The following is a 16037-nucleotide window of genomic DNA, read 5'->3' as shown; positions in this document are numbered from 1 at the left end:
AACTCTCGCTCCGGCCCGGCCGGAGTATCCCGGGCCGGCGTGGAGTGTTCCCGTCGGCGGTGCCGAACCGAAAGAGGAGCTGATCGTGGCCGAGGCCGAGATCCGCAACTTCAACATCAATTTCGGGCCGCAGCATCCGGCCGCCCACGGCGTGCTCCGGCTCGTGCTGGAGCTCGACGGCGAGGTCGTGACCCGGGTCGATCCGCATATCGGGCTGCTCCACCGCGGCACCGAGAAGCTGATCGAGCAGAAGACCTATCTTCAGGCTGTGCCCTATTTCGACCGGCTCGATTATTGCGCGCCGATGAACCAGGAGCACGCCTTCGCGCTTGCGACGGAACGCCTGCTCGGCATCGAGGTTCCCAAGCGCGGCCAGTTGATCCGCGTCCTCTATTCCGAGATCGGCCGTCTCCTCTCGCACCTTCTCAACGTCACCACGCAGGCGATGGACGTCGGCGCGCTCACCCCGCCGCTGTGGGGCTTCGAGGAGCGCGAGAAGCTGATGGTGTTCTACGAGCGCGCCTCCGGCTCGCGCATGCATGCGGCCTATTTCCGGCCCGGCGGCGTGCACCAGGATCTGCCGCCGCAGCTCATCGACGACATCTACGCCTTCTGCGACGCCGGCCTGCGCCGCATCGACGATCTCGATGCGCTGCTGACCCCGAACCGCATCTTCAAGCAGCGCAACGTCGATATCGGCGTCGTCAGCCTCGAAGACGCCTTCGCCTGGGGCTTCTCGGGCGTGATGGTGCGCGGCTCCGGCGCCGCCTGGGACCTGCGCAAGTCGCAGCCCTACGAGTGCTACGAAGAGCTCGAGTTCGACATCCCCGTCGGTAAGAACGGCGATTGCTACGACCGCTATCTCATCCGCATGGAAGAGATGCGCCAGTCGATCCGCATCATGCGCCAGTGCTGCGAGAAGCTGCGCTCGGCCGCCGGTCAGGGCCCGGTCTCCTCGACCCAGGGCAAGGTGGTGCCGCCGAAGCGCGGCGAGATGAAGCGCTCGATGGAAGCGCTCATCCACCACTTCAAGCTCTATACCGAGGGCTACAAGGTGCCGGCCGGCGAGGTCTACGCCGCCGTCGAGGCGCCGAAGGGCGAATTCGGCGTCTATCTCGTCTCCGACGGGACCAACAAGCCCTATCGCTGCAAGATCCGTGCGCCCGGTTTCGCGCACCTTCAGTCGATGGATTTCCTGTGCCGGGGGCACATGCTGGCCGACGTCACGGCCGTGCTCGGCTCCCTCGATATCGTGTTCGGTGAGGTGGATCGCTGATGTCCGTCCGTCGGCTTCATCACGAGCAGCCCGAGAGCTTCGCCTTCACGCCCGAGAATCTCGCCTGGGCTGAGCGCAAGATTCTGGACTATCCTGAAGGCCGCCAGCAGAGCGCGGTGATCCCGCTTTTGTGGCGCATTCAGGAACAGGAAGGCTGGGTGTCCGAGCCCGCGATCCGCTATGTTGCGGAGCGCCTCGGCATGCCGAAGATCCGCGTCCTCGAGGTCGCGACCTTCTACACCATGTTCCAGCTCGCCCCGGTCGGCACCAAGGCGCACATCCAGGTGTGCGGCACGACGCCGTGCATGCTGCGCGGCGCCGAAGAGCTGATCGAGATCTGCAAGCACCGCATCGCCCACGAGCCGTTCACGCGCTCGGCCGACGGCGCCTTCTCGTGGGAAGAGGTCGAGTGCCTCGGGGCCTGCGTGAACGCCCCGATGGTGCAGGTCGTCAAGGACACCTACGAGGACCTGACGCCGGAGAGCTTCAACGCGCTCATCGACGCCTTCGACCGCGGCACGCCGCCGACGCCCGGCCCTCAGAACGGCCGCCAGTTCGCGGCGCCCGAGGGCGGTGCGACGACGCTGACCGACCCGTCTCAGTTCACCAACCGTCCGGCGCCGACCTTCGGCCAGACGGACGATCAGGCCCCGGTTTCGGTCGGGACCCCGAAGGATACGCCGCGTCCCGAGCAGTCCAAGTCGGACTCGCCCGGCGCCCGCGCGGCCGAAGGCAAGACCCCCGTGAAGCCCGAGGATGCCGCCGCGGCGGCACCGAAGGCTCCCGGCACGGCGTCGTGATCGGAAGGACCGGACATGCTTGAGGACAAGGACCGGATCTTCACCAACATCTACGGCCTCCAAGATTGGGGGCTCGAAGGCGCACGTCAGCGCGGTTCCTGGGATGGCACCAAGACCATCATCGAGAAGGGCCGCGACTGGATCATCGACCAGATGAAGGCTTCGGGTCTGCGCGGCCGCGGCGGCGCCGGCTTCCCGACCGGCCTCAAGTGGTCGTTCATGCCGAAGAACGTCTCGCCGGAGCGGCCGCATTATCTCGTCGTCAACGCCGACGAGTCCGAGCCGGGCACCTGCAAGGACCGCGAGATCCTGCGGCACGATCCGCATCACCTCGTCGAAGGCTGTCTCATCGCGAGCTTCGCGATGGGCGCGCACGCCTGCTACATCTACGTCCGCGGCGAGTTCATCCGCGAGCGCGAGCGCCTGCAGGCGGCGATCGACCAGGCCTACGAGGCCCGGCTCATCGGCAAGAACAACATCCACGGCTGGGATTTCGACCTCTACGTCCACCACGGCGCGGGGGCCTATATCTGCGGCGAGGAGACCGCGCTGCTCGAGAGCCTCGAGGGCAAGAAGGGTCAGCCGCGCCTGAAGCCGCCGTTCCCGGCGAACATGGGCCTCTACGGCTGCCCGACGACGGTCAACAACGTCGAGTCCATCGCGGTGGCGCCGACCATCCTGCGCCGCGGCCCGCAATGGTTCTCGAGCCTCGGCAAGCCGAACAATGTCGGCACCAAGCTCTTCTGCATCTCCGGCCACGTGAACAAGCCGTGCACGGTGGAAGAGGAGATGGGCATCGATTTCCGCACGCTCATCGAGAAGCATTGCGGCGGCGTGCGCGGCGGCTGGGACAACCTGCTCGCCGTGATCCCGGGCGGCTCTTCGGTGCCGCTCCTGCCGGCGGCGCAGTGCCAGGAGCTGTCGATGGATTTCGACACCCTGCGCAATCTGAAGTCCGGCCTCGGCACCGCGGCCGTGATCGTGATGGATAAGTCGACCGACGTCATCAAGGCGATCGCCCGGCTGTCGCACTTCTACAAGCACGAGAGCTGCGGCCAGTGCACGCCCTGCCGTGAGGGCACCGGCTGGATGTGGCGCGTGATGGAGCGCCTCGTGAAGGGTGAAGCCGAGAAGAAGGAGATCGACCTCCTTCTCCAGGTCACCACCCAGATCGAGGGTCACACCATCTGTGCGCTCGGCGACGCCGCGGCGTGGCCGATCCAGGGTTTGATCCGGCATTTCCGTCCGCTCATCGAGGAGCGGATCGACGCCTACCACAGCCGCGCCGTTCCCGGCGTGACGCTGGCGGCGGCCGAGTAGGCGAGGGACATCGGCATCATGGCCAAGATCATCGTCGACGGGATCGAAGTGGATGTGCCGCCGGAGACCACGCTGCTGCAGGCGGCGGAGGTCGCGGGGGCCGAAATTCCGCGCTTCTGTTTCCATGAGCGTCTGTCGGTCGCCGGCAATTGCCGGATGTGCCTCGTCGAGGTGAAGGGCGGTCCGCCGAAGCCGGTCGCCTCGTGCGCCATGGCGGTCAAGGACATGCGGCCCGGCCCGAACGGCGAGCCGCCGGAGATGTTCACCCGCACGCCCATGGTGAAGAAGGCCCGCGAGGGCACCATGGAGTTCCTGCTGATCAACCACCCGCTGGATTGCCCGATCTGCGATCAGGGCGGCGAGTGCGATCTGCAGGACCAGTCGATGGCCTACGGCGTCTCGGGCTCCCGCTTCCACGAGAACAAGCGGGCGGTCGAGGACAAATATATCGGCCCCCTCGTGAAGACGGTGATGACGCGGTGCATCCACTGCACGCGCTGCGTCCGCTTCACGACGGAGGTGGCCGGCGTCTCCGACCTCGGCGCCACCGGGCGCGGCGAGGACATGGAGATCACCACCTATATCGAGCACGCGATGTCGTCGGAGCTCCAGGGCAACGTCGTCGACCTCTGCCCGGTCGGCGCCCTGACCTCGAAGCCCTACGCCTTCAAGGCGCGGCCTTGGGAGCTCGCGAAGACCGAATCGATCGACGTCATGGACGCGGTCGGCTCCAACATCCGCGTCGACACCCGTGGCCGCGAAGTGATGCGCGTGCTGCCGCGCCTCAACGAGGCGGTCAACGAGGAATGGATCTCGGACAAGACCCGCTACATCTGGGACGGTCTGAAGACCCAGCGCCTCGACCGGCCTTATGTCCGCCGTGACGGCCGCCTCGTGCCGGCGTCGTGGCCGGAGGCGTTCGCGCTCATCGCCGAGAAGGTGAAGGCCGCGCCGAAGGACCGCATCGGCATCGTCGCCGGCGACCTCGCCTCGACCGAAGAACTCTTCGCGCTCAAGGATCTCGCCGGCCGCCTCGGCGTCGCCAACATCGACGCCCGCCAGGACGGCACCAAGCTCGATCCGGCGTTCGGCCGCGCCTCCTACGTCTTCAACGCGACCATCGCCGGCATCGAGAAGGCCGACGCGGTGCTCCTCGTCGGGGCCAACCCGCGCAGGGAAGCCCCGGTCCTCAACGCCCGCATCCGCAAGCGCTGGCGCCAGGGCCCGCTCCCGGTCGGCGTGATCGGCGACGCGACGGACCTGACCTACCATGCCGCGACCCTCGGTGCGGGCGCCGAGACGCTCGCCGATCTGGTCGCCGGAAAGCACTCCTTCGCCGAGGTGCTCGGCAAGGCGCAGCGGCCGCTGATCGTGGTCGGCCAGGGCGCGCTCGCCCGGCCGGACGGCCTCGCGATCCTCTCGCTCGCCGCCCAGCTCGCGGTGAAGGTCGGCGCGGTCGGTGCCGATTGGAACGGCTTCTCCATGCTGCACACCGCCGCCGCCCGCGTCGGCGCACTCGATGTCGGCTTCGTGCCGGGTCCGGGCGGCCGCGATCTCGAAGGCATGCTCGAGGGTGGCCTCGACGTGGCGGTTCTGCTCGGTGCGGACGAGTTCGCGCTCGACCGCCTCGGCGGCGCCTTCGTCGTCTATATCGGCACCCACGGCGATGCCGGCGCCCACCGCGCCGACGTCATCCTGCCGGGCGCCGCCTACACCGAAAAGCCGGGCACCTGGGTCAACACCGAGGGTCGCGTCCAGCGCGGCAACCGGGCGGCCTTCCCGCCGGGCGACGCCCGCGAAGATTGGGCCATCCTGCGCGCCTTGTCCGCGCTCATCGGCGCCCAGCTCCCTTACGACTCGTTCGCGGAGCTGCGGGCGGCGATGGTCGCGGCGCATCCCCACCTCGGCCGCGCCGACCGCATCGAGCCCGCCTATAGCGGCGCCGTCGCGAAGCTCGCCGAGATCGGCGGGACGACGGGCCCGGGCGCCTTCGTGTCCACGGTGTCGGACTTCTATCTGACGAACCCGATCGCCCGCGCCTCGGCGGTGATGGCCGAGTGCTCGGCGCTCGCCCACGCGCGCCTCGCCGAAGCGGCGGAATGAAGCAGGGTTGAGGAACGCTCGATGACGCCTGAGACCCCGGACTTCTGGACGACCTACTTCATCCCCTTCCTGTGGATGTTGATCGAGAGCCTCGTGCTCCTCGTCGTCCTGCTCGTCGTGATCGCCTACATCCTCTACGCCGACCGCAAGGTCTGGGCGGCGGTGCAGTTGCGCCGCGGTCCGAACGTGGTCGGGCCATGGGGCCTGTTCCAGTCGTTCGCCGACCTCATCAAGTTCGTCCTGAAGGAGCCGACGATCCCGGCGAGCTCCGACAAGGCGCTGTTCCTGCTCGCACCGTTCATCTCGGTGCTGCTCGCGCTCGGCGCCTGGGCGGTGATCCCGGTCGCCAAGAACTGGGTGATCGCCGACATCAATCTCGGCATCCTCTACATCCTCGCGATCTCCTCGCTCGGCGTGTACGGCGTCATCATGGCCGGCTGGGCGTCGAACTCGAAATATCCGTTCCTGTCGGCGCTACGCTCGGCCGCGCAGATGGTCTCCTACGAAGTTTCGATCGGCTTCGTCGTCGTCACCGTGCTGCTCTGCGCCGGCTCGCTCAATCTCTCGGCGATCGTCGAGGCGCAGCAGAACCACGGGCTCGCGACGCTGATCGGGCTGCCCTGGCTGTCGTTCCTGAACTGGTACTGGCTGCCGCTGTTCCCGATGTTCATCGTGTTCTTCATCTCGGCGCTCGCCGAGACGAACCGCCCGCCGTTCGATCTGACGGAAGCGGAATCCGAGCTCGTCGCCGGCTTCATGGTCGAGTACGGCTCGACCCCGTACGTGCTGTTCATGCTCAGCGAATATGTGGCGATCGCCACGATGTGCTCCCTGACCGCGATCCTCTTCATGGGCGGCTGGCTGCCCCCGATCGCCGTCGCCCCGTTCACCTGGGTGCCGGGCATCGTGTGGTTCCTGATCAAGGCGCTGCTCGTGTTCTTCATGTTCGCGATGGTGAAGGCCTTCGTGCCCCGCTATCGCTACGACCAACTCATGCGGCTCGGCTGGAAGGTGTTCCTGCCTTTGTCGCTCGTCATGGTGTTCCTCGTCGCCGTGGTCCTTCAGATCACCGGCTGGGCACCGGGCATGGCTTCGTGAGGCGCGTGATGGCTCGGCTGTCCGCGGCGTCTCGATTGGTTCAAGGAGGCATCGGCGATGCGTCTTAGTCAGGCTGCCAAGTCGTTGCTGCTCGCCGAGTTCGTCTCGGCGTTCGTGCTCGCGATGCGCTATTTCTTCGCTCCCAAGACGACGCTGAACTATCCCTTCGAGAAGGGGCCGCTCAGCCCGCGCTTCCGCGGCGAGCATGCGCTGCGCCGCTATCCGAACGGCGAAGAGCGCTGCATCGCCTGCAAGCTCTGCGAGGCGATCTGCCCGGCGCAGGCGATCACCATCGAGGCGGGTCCGCGCCGCAACGACGGTACCCGGCGCACGACCCGTTACGACATCGACATGGTGAAGTGCATCTATTGCGGCTTCTGCCAGGAGGCCTGCCCGGTCGATGCGATCGTCGAGGGACCGAACTTCGAGTTCTCCGTGGAGACCCGCGAAGAGCTCTATTACGACAAGGCCCGCCTGCTCGCGAACGGCGACCGGTGGGAGCGCGAGATCGCGTCGTCCATCGCGGCTGACGCGCCCTATCGCTGAGCGGGTGACGAGAGGTTGGCCGCGGGCGCGTCCCGCGGTCGGAGCCGCCCCGAGGCGGTGACGGAATGAGCCGCGAGGGCGGCCTCGGTCGACAGGCACGGCCCCCGGAGGCGGGGAACGCGCGGCCCGAGCAGGACGGAAAGGCAGCGGGGGCAGGAATGATCCAGACCCTATTCTTCTATATCTTCTCCGCCGTTGCGGTGGCGTCGGCCTTTCTCGTCATCTCCTCGCGCAACCCGGTCCACTCGGTGTTGTTCCTGATCCTCGCCTTCGTGAATGCGGCGGGGCTCTTCATGTTGCTCCACGCCGAATATCTGGCGCTGCTCCTCATCGTCGTCTATGTCGGCGCGGTGGCGGTGCTGTTCCTGTTCGTCGTGATGATGCTCGACGTCGACTTCGTCGCGCTGCGCCAGGGCTTCCTGCAATATCTGCCGATCGGTGCGCTGGTCGGCCTCATCCTCCTCGTCGAGCTCCTCCTCGTGCTCGCGACCTGGGTGATCGATCCGCAGGTGGCGGGGCAGGCGGTGGCGGCCCCGATGCCGGACGGCCTCACCAACATCCAGGCGCTCGGGCAGATCCTCTACACGCGGTACGTCTACTTCTTCCAGGCGGCGGGCCTCGTGCTCCTCGTCGCGATGATCGGCGCGATCGTGCTGACCCTACGTCACAAGGTTGGCGTGAAGCGGCAGAACATCGCCGACCAGGTGGCGCGCACGCCGGAGACCGGCGTCGAGGTCCGCAAGGTGGCATCCCGCAAGGGCATCTGATTTCCCAACGGCGAGCCCTCGTGCGGGCGGCCGGGGCCGGGGCGAACCGCGCCGGCGAGACTTACGAAGAGGACGGAAGAGCGATGGCGGTTGGTCTCTCGCACTATCTGGCAGTGGCGGCGATCCTGTTCACGCTCGGGATCTTCGGCATCTTCCTGAATCGGAAGAACGTCATCATCATCCTGATGTCGATCGAGCTCATCCTGCTCTCGGTCAACATCAACTTCGTCGCGTTCTCGGCCTTCCTGCACGACATGGTCGGCCAGGTATTCGCGCTCCTGATCCTCACCGTCGCCGCGGCCGAGGCGGCCATCGGTCTCGCCATCCTCGTCGTCTTCTACCGCAACCGCGGCTCGATCGCGGTCGAAGACATCAACCTGATGAAGGGCTGAGGGCACGATGTACCACCTCATCGTCTTTCTGCCGCTGCTCGGCTTCCTGATCGCCGGCCTGACGACGCTGTTCGGCTCGTCGGCGAACGTACCGCCGCCGTCCGGCGGCGGGCACGGTCACGACGACCACGGCGCGGCCTCCCATGGTGCTGCGGCGCCGGCGGCGGCGCACGCCGTCGCGCATGACGATCATGGCCACGGCGATCACGGCCACGACGAGCACCATGTGCACGCCGCCCCCGGCTCCCGCTTCGCCGAAGTGGTGACGACGGGCCTCCTGATCGTTTCCGCGCTGCTCTCGTGGGTCGCGTTCGTTCAGGTCGGCCTGGGCGATCACCCGGTCGCCACCATCGACCTCATGAACTGGGTGACCTCGGGCTCGCTGTCGTTCAACTGGGCGCTCAAGATCGACACCCTGACGGTGGTGATGCTCGTCGTCGTCAACACCGTGTCGGCGCTCGTGCACCTCTATTCGATGGGCTACATGGCCCACGATCCCTACCGGCCGCGCTTCTTCGCCTATCTGTCGCTGTTCACCTTCGCCATGCTGATGCTGGTGACGGCGGACAACCTCCTGCAGATGTTCTTCGGCTGGGAGGGCGTCGGTCTCGCGTCCTACCTGCTCATCGGTTTCTGGTTCCAGAAGCCGTCGGCCTGCGCCGCCGCCATCAAGGCCTTCGTGGTCAACCGCGTCGGCGACTTCGGCTTCCTGCTCGGCATCTTCGGCCTGTTCATGACGACCGGTGCGGTCGGCTTCGATCAGGTCTTCGCCGCCGCTCCGGGCCTCGCCACCAAGACGATCCACTTCCTCGGCCACGACTTCAACGCCGCGACCGTGATCTGCCTGCTGCTCTTCATGGGCGCGATGGGCAAGTCGGCGCAGTTCCTGCTGCACACCTGGCTGCCCGACGCGATGGAAGGCCCGACCCCGGTCTCGGCCCTCATCCACGCCGCCACGATGGTGACCGCCGGCGTGTTCATGGTCGCCCGCCTGTCGCCGGTGTTCGAGCAGTCCCCGGACGCGCTCACCGTCGTCACGCTGGTCGGTGCCACCACCGCCTTCTTCGCGGCGACGATCGGCTGCGTGCAGAACGACATCAAGCGGGTGATCGCCTACTCGACCTGCTCGCAGCTCGGCTACATGTTCGCCGCGCTCGGCGTCGGCGCCTTCAACGTCGCGATCTTCCACCTCTTCACGCACGCCTTCTTCAAGGCGCTGCTCTTCCTCGGCGCCGGCTCGGTGATCCATGCTGTCGGCGGCGAGCAGGACATGCGTCTGATGGGTGGCCTGCGGAAGCACATCCCCTTCACCTTCTGGGGCATGATGTTCGGTTCGCTCGCGCTGACCGGCTTCCCGCTGACCGCCGGCTACTTCTCGAAGGACGCCATCATCGAGGCGACCTATGCTGGCCACAACGCCTTCAGCCAGTACGCCTTCTGGATGACGACGATCGCCGCGCTGCTGACCGCCTTCTACACCTGGCGCCAGATCTACATGACCTTCTTCGGCAAGCCCCGGGCGAGTGCGGAGGTTATGGCCCACGTCCACGAATCCCCGTGGGTGATGCTCGTGCCGCTCGTCGTCCTCTCGCTCGGCGCGCTGTTCGCTGGCCTCGTCTTCCACGGCGTCTTCATCGGCGAGGAATACAAGGAGTTCTGGAAGAGCGCCCTGTTCTTCGCTGCTGACAATCACGTCCTCCACGACATGGAGACGATGGTGCCGGGTTGGGCGAAGTTCGCGCCGACGGTCGCCATGGCGGCCGGCATGTGGCTCGCCTTCTGGTACTACTTCCTGCATCCGGAGCAGCCGGCGGGTGTCGCCGCGCGCCACCAGGGGCTCTACAAGTTCCTGCTCAACAAGTGGTATTTCGACGAGCTCTACGACTTCCTGTTCGTACGTCCGATCAAGCGCCTGTCGACCTTCCTCTGGAAGAAGGGTGACGGTTGGCTGATCGACGGGTTCGGTCCGGACGGCGTGTCGGCCCGTGTCATCGACGTCACCCAGCGCGTCGTCCGTCTGCAGACCGGCTACGTCTACCACTACGCCTTCGTGATGCTCATCGGCGTCGCGCTCCTCGTCACTTGGTCCATGTTCTCGGGAGGAACTCCGTGATGAGCGCCTGGCCGCTGCTCTCGATCATCACGTTCCTGCCGCTCGTCGGCGTCGTCTTCATCCTTTCCGTGCGCGGGGAGGACGAGGCGGCCCTGACGAACATCCGCCGGATCGCGCTGATCACGACGATCGTCACCTTCCTGATCTCGCTCTTCGTCTGGGCCGGCTTCGACACCGCGAACCCGGGCTTCCAGTTCGTCGAAGAGGCCGGCTGGCTCGGCAAGACTATCGTCTACAAGATGGGCGTCGACGGCATCTCGATGCTGTTCGTCATCCTCACGACCTTCCTGATGCCGTTCTGCATCCTGGCGTCGTGGGACTCGGTCAAGATTCGCGTCAAAGAGTACATGATCGCGTTCCTCGTTCTCGAGACGCTCATGATCGGCGTGTTCTGCGCGCTCGACCTCCTGCTCTTCTACGTCTTCTTCGAAGGCGGCCTCATCCCGATGTTCATCATCATCGGCGTGTGGGGCGGGCCGCGCCGCGTCTATGCGAGCTTCAAGTTCTTCCTCTTCACGCTGCTCGGCTCGGTGCTGATGCTGCTCGCCATCATGGCGATGTATTGGAACGCCGGCACGACCGATATCGTCGCCCTGCTCGCCCACCCATTCCCGGTGAGCATGCAGACATGGCTATGGATCGCCTTCTTCGCCTCGTTCGCGGTGAAGATGCCGATGTGGCCGGTCCACACCTGGCTTCCCGACGCCCACGTCGAGGCGCCGACCGCCGGCTCGGTCATCCTCGCCGGCATTCTTCTGAAGATGGGCGGCTACGGCTTCCTGCGCTTCTCGCTGCCGATGTTCCCGGTCGCGAGCGCGGATCTGGCGCCGCTGATCTTCACCCTGTCGGTGGTGGCGATCATCTACACCTCGATCGTCGCCCTGATGCAGCAGGACATGAAGAAGCTGATCGCCTATTCGTCGGTCGCCCACATGGGCTACGTGACGATGGGCATCTTCACGGCGACCCAGCAGGGCATCCAGGGCGGCCTGTTCCAGATGCTGTCCCACGGCATCGTCTCGGGCGCGCTGTTCCTCTGCGTCGGCGTCGTCTATGACCGCATGCACACCCGCGAGATCGCGGCCTATGGCGGCCTCGTCAACCGGATGCCGTGGTATGCCTTCGCCTTCATGGTGTTCACCATGGCGAATGTCGGCCTACCGGGCACATCGGGCTTCCTCGGCGAGTTCCTGACCCTGCTCGCCGCCTTCCAGGTCAACACCTGGGTTGCGCTGTTCGCGACGACCGGCGTCATCTTCTCGGCCGCCTACGCCCTCTGGCTCTATCGCCGGGTGGTGTTCGGTGCGCTCGACAAGGACAGCCTGAAGTCCATGCTCGATCTGTCGCTGCGCGAGAAGTTCCTGCTGGTGCCGCTCATCGTGCTGACCGTCCTCTTCGGCGTGTGGCCGAAGCCGATCAACGACGTGACCGCGGCCTCCGTGTCGCAGATCGTGTCGAAGGTCGAGGCTGCCGCCGATTTCGGCCACCTGAGCAAGACGGCGTCGATCGCGCCGTGACGATCCCGGAACCGGCCGCGCTTTCGCGCCGGCCGGTTCTCGAAGGCGGCGTCGATCGCGCGTTCCGAGCGCGGTCCGCCATCCGCTGAGATGAGACGACGAGGCCGGGCGCGAAGTCGCCGGTCCTCGGACCAAGGACGAGAGGCGACAACCAGATGGCGACGCTGCCCGATCTTATGCCGGCGATGCCGGAGATCCTGCTGGCGCTTGGCGCGCTCGTGCTCCTTCTGATCGGCGTGTTCGCCGGGGAGCGCGCGGCCGGGGCCGTGCGCGGGCTGGCGGTCATTCTGCTGCTCGTGATCGCCGCGATCGTCGCCTTCGCGCCGCACTACGGCTCGACCTTCTCGGGCGCCTTCGTCTCCGATCCGTTCGGCCGCTTCCTCAAGCTTCTCGCCCTGATCGGCTCGGCGCTCGCGATCGTGGTGTCGACGACCTACGTGCGGAACGAGAAGTTCGAGAGCTTCGAATATCCGGTGGTGATCGTGCTCTCGACCGTCGGCATGATGATGCTGATCTCGGCGACCGACCTCATCGCGCTCTATCTCGGGCTCGAGCTGATGAGCCTTTCGCTTTACGTGATGGCGGCGATCCACCGCGACTCGTTGAAGGCGACCGAGGCGGGCCTGAAGTATTTCGTCCTCGGCGCGCTCTCGTCCGGCATGATGCTCTACGGCATGTCGCTCGTGTACGGCTTCACCGGCCAGACCGGCTTCGCCGCGATCGCCCATGCGGTTTCGAACGGCGAGACCACCACGGGCTTCGTGTTCGGCATCGTGTTCGTGCTCGCCGGCCTCTGCTTCAAGATCTCGGCCGTGCCGTTCCACATGTGGACGCCGGACGTCTATGAAGGCGCCCCGACCCCGGTCACCGCCTTCTTCGCCGCCTCGCCGAAGATTGCGGCCATGGCCGTGTTCGTGCGCATCGCGATCGACGCCTTCGGTACCGTCGATCTCGCCTGGCAGCAGATCGTCGTGTTCGTCTCGATCGCGTCGATGGCGCTCGGCTCCTTCGCCGCGATCGGCCAGCGCAACATCAAGCGTCTGATGGCCTATTCCTCGATCGGCCACATGGGATTCGCGTTGGTCGGCCTCGCCGCCGGCACCCAGGAGGGCGTCCAGGGCGTCATCATCTACATGACGATCTACCTCGCCATGACCTTCGGTGCCTTCGCCTGCATCCTGTCGATGCGCCGCGCCGGCGTGATGGTCGAGGAGGTCCAGGACCTCGGCGGCCTCTCGCGCACCAACCCGGTGATGGCCTTCGTCCTGGCGATGATCATGTTCTCGCTCGCCGGAATCCCGCCGCTCGCCGGCTTCTTCGCCAAGTTCTACGTGTTCGCCGCCGCCATACACGCCGGGCTCTACATCCTGTCGGTCATCGGCGTGCTCACTTCGGTCGTGGGCGCCTTCTATTATCTGCGGGTCGTCAAGGTGATGTACTTCGACGAATCGCCGGGCGCGCTCGAGCCGATGCCGGGCGAACTGCGCGTCGTCCTCGGCCTCAGCGGCATCGTGGTGCTGTTCTTCGTGGTGTTCGCCGCGCCGCTCGTGGAGGCCGCCAGCGCCGCCGCCGCGAGCCTGTTCTGACGGAATGGCCTTCATCCTCGGCCCTCGGGCCCGCGACGCCGGATATCGTCTCGCCGCCTATGAGACCATCGGTTCCACCAACACGGAAGCGATGGAGCGCGCGCGGGCGGGCGATGCCGGCGATCTCTGGGTCGTGGCACGGGCCCAGACCGCGGGGCGCGGTCGCCGCGGCCGGGCCTGGGAGACGCCGACCGGCAATCTTGCCGCGAGCCTTCTGAAAATCGTCGATCTCGACCCGCTCGCTGCCGCCACGCTCGGCTTCGTCGCCGGCCTATCGCTCGACGAGGCGCTGCGCCGCGTCGCCCCGGCTCTCGACGCCCGCGTCCTGCTCGACGGCGCCGACGGGGCTGGGCCCTCGGCCGGCGACCGGCTCGCCCTCAAGTGGCCGAACGACGTGTTGCTCGGTGGCGCCAAGCTCTCCGGCATCATGCTCGAGCGCGAGGATCTCGGCCACGGCCGTACCGCGCTCGTGATCGGCATCGGCGTCAATGTCGCGTATTCTCCCGAGGGCCTGCCCTATCCGGCGACCTCGCTTCGCGATGTCGGCCTCTCCGTCACCGCCGATGACGTGTTCACTGCCCTCGCCGAGGCCTGGACCGGCATCGAGGCGATGTGGGACGGTGGGCGCGGCTTCAAGGACGTGCGACGGGCGTGGCTCACCCGCGCAGCCGGCCTCGGCGGGCGCGTGGCGGTGCGCGTCGGCGGCGAGGTCGTCGAAGGAACATTCGAAACGCTCGACGAAGAGGGACGCCTCGTCGTCCGGGCGGAGAACGGAACCGTGAAGCGCATCACCGCCGGCGAGGTGCACTTCGGAGTGGCGGCAACAGCGCGAACATGAAGAAGACCCACTCTGAGTCCGAACTCGTCTTTCTGCCGCTCGGCGGCGTCGGCGAGATCGGCATGAACATGGCGCTCTACGGCTTCGGTCCGCCGAAGCACCGCCAATGGCTGATGGTCGATTGCGGCATCTCTTTCGGCGGTGAGCGTGAGCCCGGCGTCGACGTGGTGATGCCCGACATCGCCTTCATCGAGGCCGAGCGCGACAATCTGCTCGGCATCGTGGTGACCCACGCCCACGAAGACCATTACGGCGCGCTCCTCGATCTCTGGCCGCGGCTCAAGGCGCCGGTCTATGCGACCGCCTTCACCGCCGCCATGCTCGAGGCGAAGATGGAGAGCGAGCCGGGCGCGCCCGAAATCGAGATCGTCGAGGTCGATCAGGGTGCCCGCTGGGCGCTCGGCCCGTTCGATCTCGAATTCGTCGCCGTCTCCCACTCGATCCCCGAGCCGAACGCCCTGGTGATCCGCACGGCGGTCGGCACGGCGGTCCATTCCGGCGACTGGAAGATCGATCCGACGCCCGGCCTCGGCCTGCCGATCGACCTCGCCCGCTTCGCCGAGATCGGCCGCGAGGGCGTGCGCGCCTTCATCTGCGATTCGACCAACGCCACGCGGTCCGGCCGCTCGCCTTCGGAGATCGACGTCGCGGCCTCGCTGACCGAGATCATCGCCAAGGCGCCCCGGCGCGTCGCCGTCACCACCTTCGCCTCCAACGTCGCCCGCCTGCGCGCGGTCATCGCGGCCGCCCAGGCGAACGATCGCGAGGTCGTGGTGCTCGGCCGCGCCATGCGCCGTGTGCTCGATATCTCCGAGGAGCTCGGCTATCTCGACGGCCTCAGGCCCGTGCTCGACGAGGATGCCTACGGCTATCTGCCGCCGGACAAGGTGGTGGCGCTGTTGACCGGCAGTCAGGGCGAGCCGCGCGCCGCGCTCGCCCGTATCGCGTCGGACGATCACCGCGCCATCGCGCTCTCGCCGGGCGATCTCGTGATCTTCTCCTCGCGAACCATTCCCGGCAACGAGAAGGCGGTCGGGTCGATCGTGAACGCGCTCGCCGCGCGCGGCATCGACATCATGACGGACCATGACGGCCTCGTGCACGTCTCCGGCCATCCCCGCCGCGACGAGCTCGCCGAGCTCTACGGTCTCCTCAAGCCGCAGGTCGCGCTGCCGGTCCACGGCGAGCCGCTGCACTTGGCCGAGCATGCCAAGCTCGCCCGCAGCCTCGGCGTCGGCGAGGTGGTGGTCGGCCGCAACGGCGCGATGATCCGCTTGGCCCCGGGTCCGGCGGTGGAGGTCGACGAGGTCTTCGCCGGCCGGCTCTACCGCGACGGCCGCCTGCTTCTGGAGCCGGAGATGTCCGGCGTCGACGACCGCCGCCGGCTTTCCTTCGGGGGGTGATCGTGGTCTCGCTCGCCCTCGATCCGCGCGGCGAGGAATTGGCAGCGCCGGCGATCACGCTCGTCGGCGTGCCGGTCGAAACGGCGGATGGCCGCGCCTTCGAGGAGATCGTGGCGAAGGCGGTCGATGGCGCCTATTCTTCGATCCCGAAGCCGCGCCGCAAGGACCATGGGCTCGTGGCGGAGGCGGTGCGCCGCGCCGCCCGGTCTGCGGTCGCAGCCGAATGGGGCAAGAAGCCGGTCTGCCGCGTCACGGTGACGACGGACTGAGCCGCGGGC

At 67.0% G+C, this 16037-nt stretch carries 12 protein-coding genes and 1 pseudogene; all 13 read left to right on the top strand.

From position 1 onward, the window contains the following. Window positions 1-85 precede the first annotated feature (85 nt). The 13 genes and pseudogenes from F0357_RS06335 (at window position 86) to F0357_RS06275 (ending at window position 16028) form a co-directional block, all read left to right on the top strand. Window positions 86-1276, top strand: a complete 1191-nt coding sequence (locus F0357_RS06335) for an NADH-quinone oxidoreductase subunit D (protein WP_312861479.1) — start codon at window positions 86-88, stop codon at window positions 1274-1276. Continuing rightward, window positions 1276-2076 (top strand): NADH-quinone oxidoreductase subunit NuoE, encoded by an 801-nt coding sequence (nuoE, locus tag F0357_RS06330; RefSeq protein WP_153479577.1) that lies wholly within the window; start codon window positions 1276-1278, stop codon window positions 2074-2076. Before F0357_RS06335 ends, nuoE begins: the two co-directional genes overlap by 1 nt. 15 nt (window positions 2077-2091) lie before the next feature. Beyond that, the gene (nuoF, locus tag F0357_RS06325; RefSeq protein ID WP_153479576.1) at window positions 2092-3396 is read left to right on the top strand and encodes an NADH-quinone oxidoreductase subunit NuoF; all 1305 of its coding nucleotides are present in this window, start codon (window positions 2092-2094) and stop codon (window positions 3394-3396) included. An 18-nt stretch (window positions 3397-3414) separates the two neighbouring features. Then, window positions 3415-5499: an NADH-quinone oxidoreductase subunit NuoG gene (nuoG, locus tag F0357_RS06320; protein WP_153479575.1), complete on the top strand. Its 2085-nt coding sequence runs from the start codon at window positions 3415-3417 to the stop codon at window positions 5497-5499. Between the two features lie 21 nt (window positions 5500-5520). Beyond that, the gene (gene nuoH / locus F0357_RS06315) at window positions 5521-6597 is read left to right on the top strand and encodes an NADH-quinone oxidoreductase subunit NuoH (protein ID WP_153479574.1); all 1077 of its coding nucleotides are present in this window, start codon (window positions 5521-5523) and stop codon (window positions 6595-6597) included. A 57-nt stretch (window positions 6598-6654) separates the two neighbouring features. Beyond that, window positions 6655-7143 carry an NADH-quinone oxidoreductase subunit NuoI gene (gene nuoI / locus F0357_RS06310; RefSeq protein ID WP_153479573.1) on the top strand — a complete coding sequence of 163 codons (489 nt, stop codon included), beginning with the start codon at window positions 6655-6657 and terminating at the stop codon, window positions 7141-7143. A gap of 158 nt (window positions 7144-7301) precedes the next feature. Next, complete coding sequence (locus F0357_RS06305; protein ID WP_153479572.1) at window positions 7302-7910, top strand: NADH-quinone oxidoreductase subunit J; 609 nt, start codon at window positions 7302-7304, stop codon at window positions 7908-7910. 83 nt (window positions 7911-7993) lie between these two features. Then, window positions 7994-8302, top strand: a complete 309-nt coding sequence (nuoK, locus tag F0357_RS06300) for an NADH-quinone oxidoreductase subunit NuoK (protein WP_153479571.1) — start codon at window positions 7994-7996, stop codon at window positions 8300-8302. Window positions 8303-8309: 7 nt separating this feature from the next. Further along, entirely contained in the window at window positions 8310-10415 is a 2106-nt protein-coding gene (gene nuoL / locus F0357_RS06295; RefSeq protein WP_153479570.1) for an NADH-quinone oxidoreductase subunit L, read from the top strand. After that, window positions 10415-11932, top strand: a complete 1518-nt coding sequence (locus tag F0357_RS06290) for an NADH-quinone oxidoreductase subunit M (protein WP_153479569.1) — start codon at window positions 10415-10417, stop codon at window positions 11930-11932. Before nuoL ends, F0357_RS06290 begins: the two co-directional genes overlap by 1 nt. A 155-nt stretch (window positions 11933-12087) precedes the next feature. Next, window positions 12088-13518 carry an NADH-quinone oxidoreductase subunit NuoN gene (nuoN, locus tag F0357_RS06285; protein ID WP_153479568.1) on the top strand — a complete coding sequence of 477 codons (1431 nt, stop codon included), beginning with the start codon at window positions 12088-12090 and terminating at the stop codon, window positions 13516-13518. 4 nt (window positions 13519-13522) lie between these two features. Further along, window positions 13523-14356 (top strand): biotin--[acetyl-CoA-carboxylase] ligase, encoded by an 834-nt coding sequence (locus F0357_RS06280; RefSeq protein WP_153479567.1) that lies wholly within the window; start codon window positions 13523-13525, stop codon window positions 14354-14356. Beyond that, window positions 14353-16028, top strand: a pseudogene (locus F0357_RS06275) (ribonuclease J). The gene F0357_RS06280 and the pseudogene F0357_RS06275 overlap by 4 nt, the downstream one beginning before the upstream one ends. The last annotated feature ends 9 nt before the right edge of the window (window positions 16029-16037 follow it).

It is taken from the genome of Segnochrobactrum spirostomi (assembly GCF_009600605.1).
In the GTDB taxonomy this organism is placed as follows: domain Bacteria; phylum Pseudomonadota; class Alphaproteobacteria; order Rhizobiales; family Segnochrobactraceae; genus Segnochrobactrum; species Segnochrobactrum spirostomi.
Note: the sequence above shows the minus strand (reverse complement) of the source record. Positions and strands in the feature narration are given on the sequence as shown.

Excerpts from the sequence above, each read along its gene's own strand:
- nuoE (WP_153479577.1), top strand. The coding sequence starts at position 1,276 with ATGTCCGTCCGTCGGCTTCATCACGAGCAGCCCGAGAGCTTCGCCTTC.
- nuoF (WP_153479576.1), top strand. The coding sequence starts at position 2,092 with ATGCTTGAGGACAAGGACCGGATCTTCACCAACATCTACGGCCTCCAA.
- nuoG (WP_153479575.1), top strand. The coding sequence starts at position 3,415 with ATGGCCAAGATCATCGTCGACGGGATCGAAGTGGATGTGCCGCCGGAG.
- nuoH (WP_153479574.1), top strand. The coding sequence starts at position 5,521 with ATGACGCCTGAGACCCCGGACTTCTGGACGACCTACTTCATCCCCTTC.
- nuoI (WP_153479573.1), top strand. The coding sequence starts at position 6,655 with ATGCGTCTTAGTCAGGCTGCCAAGTCGTTGCTGCTCGCCGAGTTCGTC.
- F0357_RS06305 (WP_153479572.1), top strand. The coding sequence starts at position 7,302 with ATGATCCAGACCCTATTCTTCTATATCTTCTCCGCCGTTGCGGTGGCG.
- nuoK (WP_153479571.1), top strand. The coding sequence starts at position 7,994 with ATGGCGGTTGGTCTCTCGCACTATCTGGCAGTGGCGGCGATCCTGTTC.
- nuoL (WP_153479570.1), top strand. The coding sequence starts at position 8,310 with ATGTACCACCTCATCGTCTTTCTGCCGCTGCTCGGCTTCCTGATCGCC.
- F0357_RS06290 (WP_153479569.1), top strand. The coding sequence starts at position 10,415 with ATGAGCGCCTGGCCGCTGCTCTCGATCATCACGTTCCTGCCGCTCGTC.
- nuoN (WP_153479568.1), top strand. The coding sequence starts at position 12,088 with ATGGCGACGCTGCCCGATCTTATGCCGGCGATGCCGGAGATCCTGCTG.
- F0357_RS06280 (WP_153479567.1), top strand. The coding sequence starts at position 13,523 with ATGGCCTTCATCCTCGGCCCTCGGGCCCGCGACGCCGGATATCGTCTC.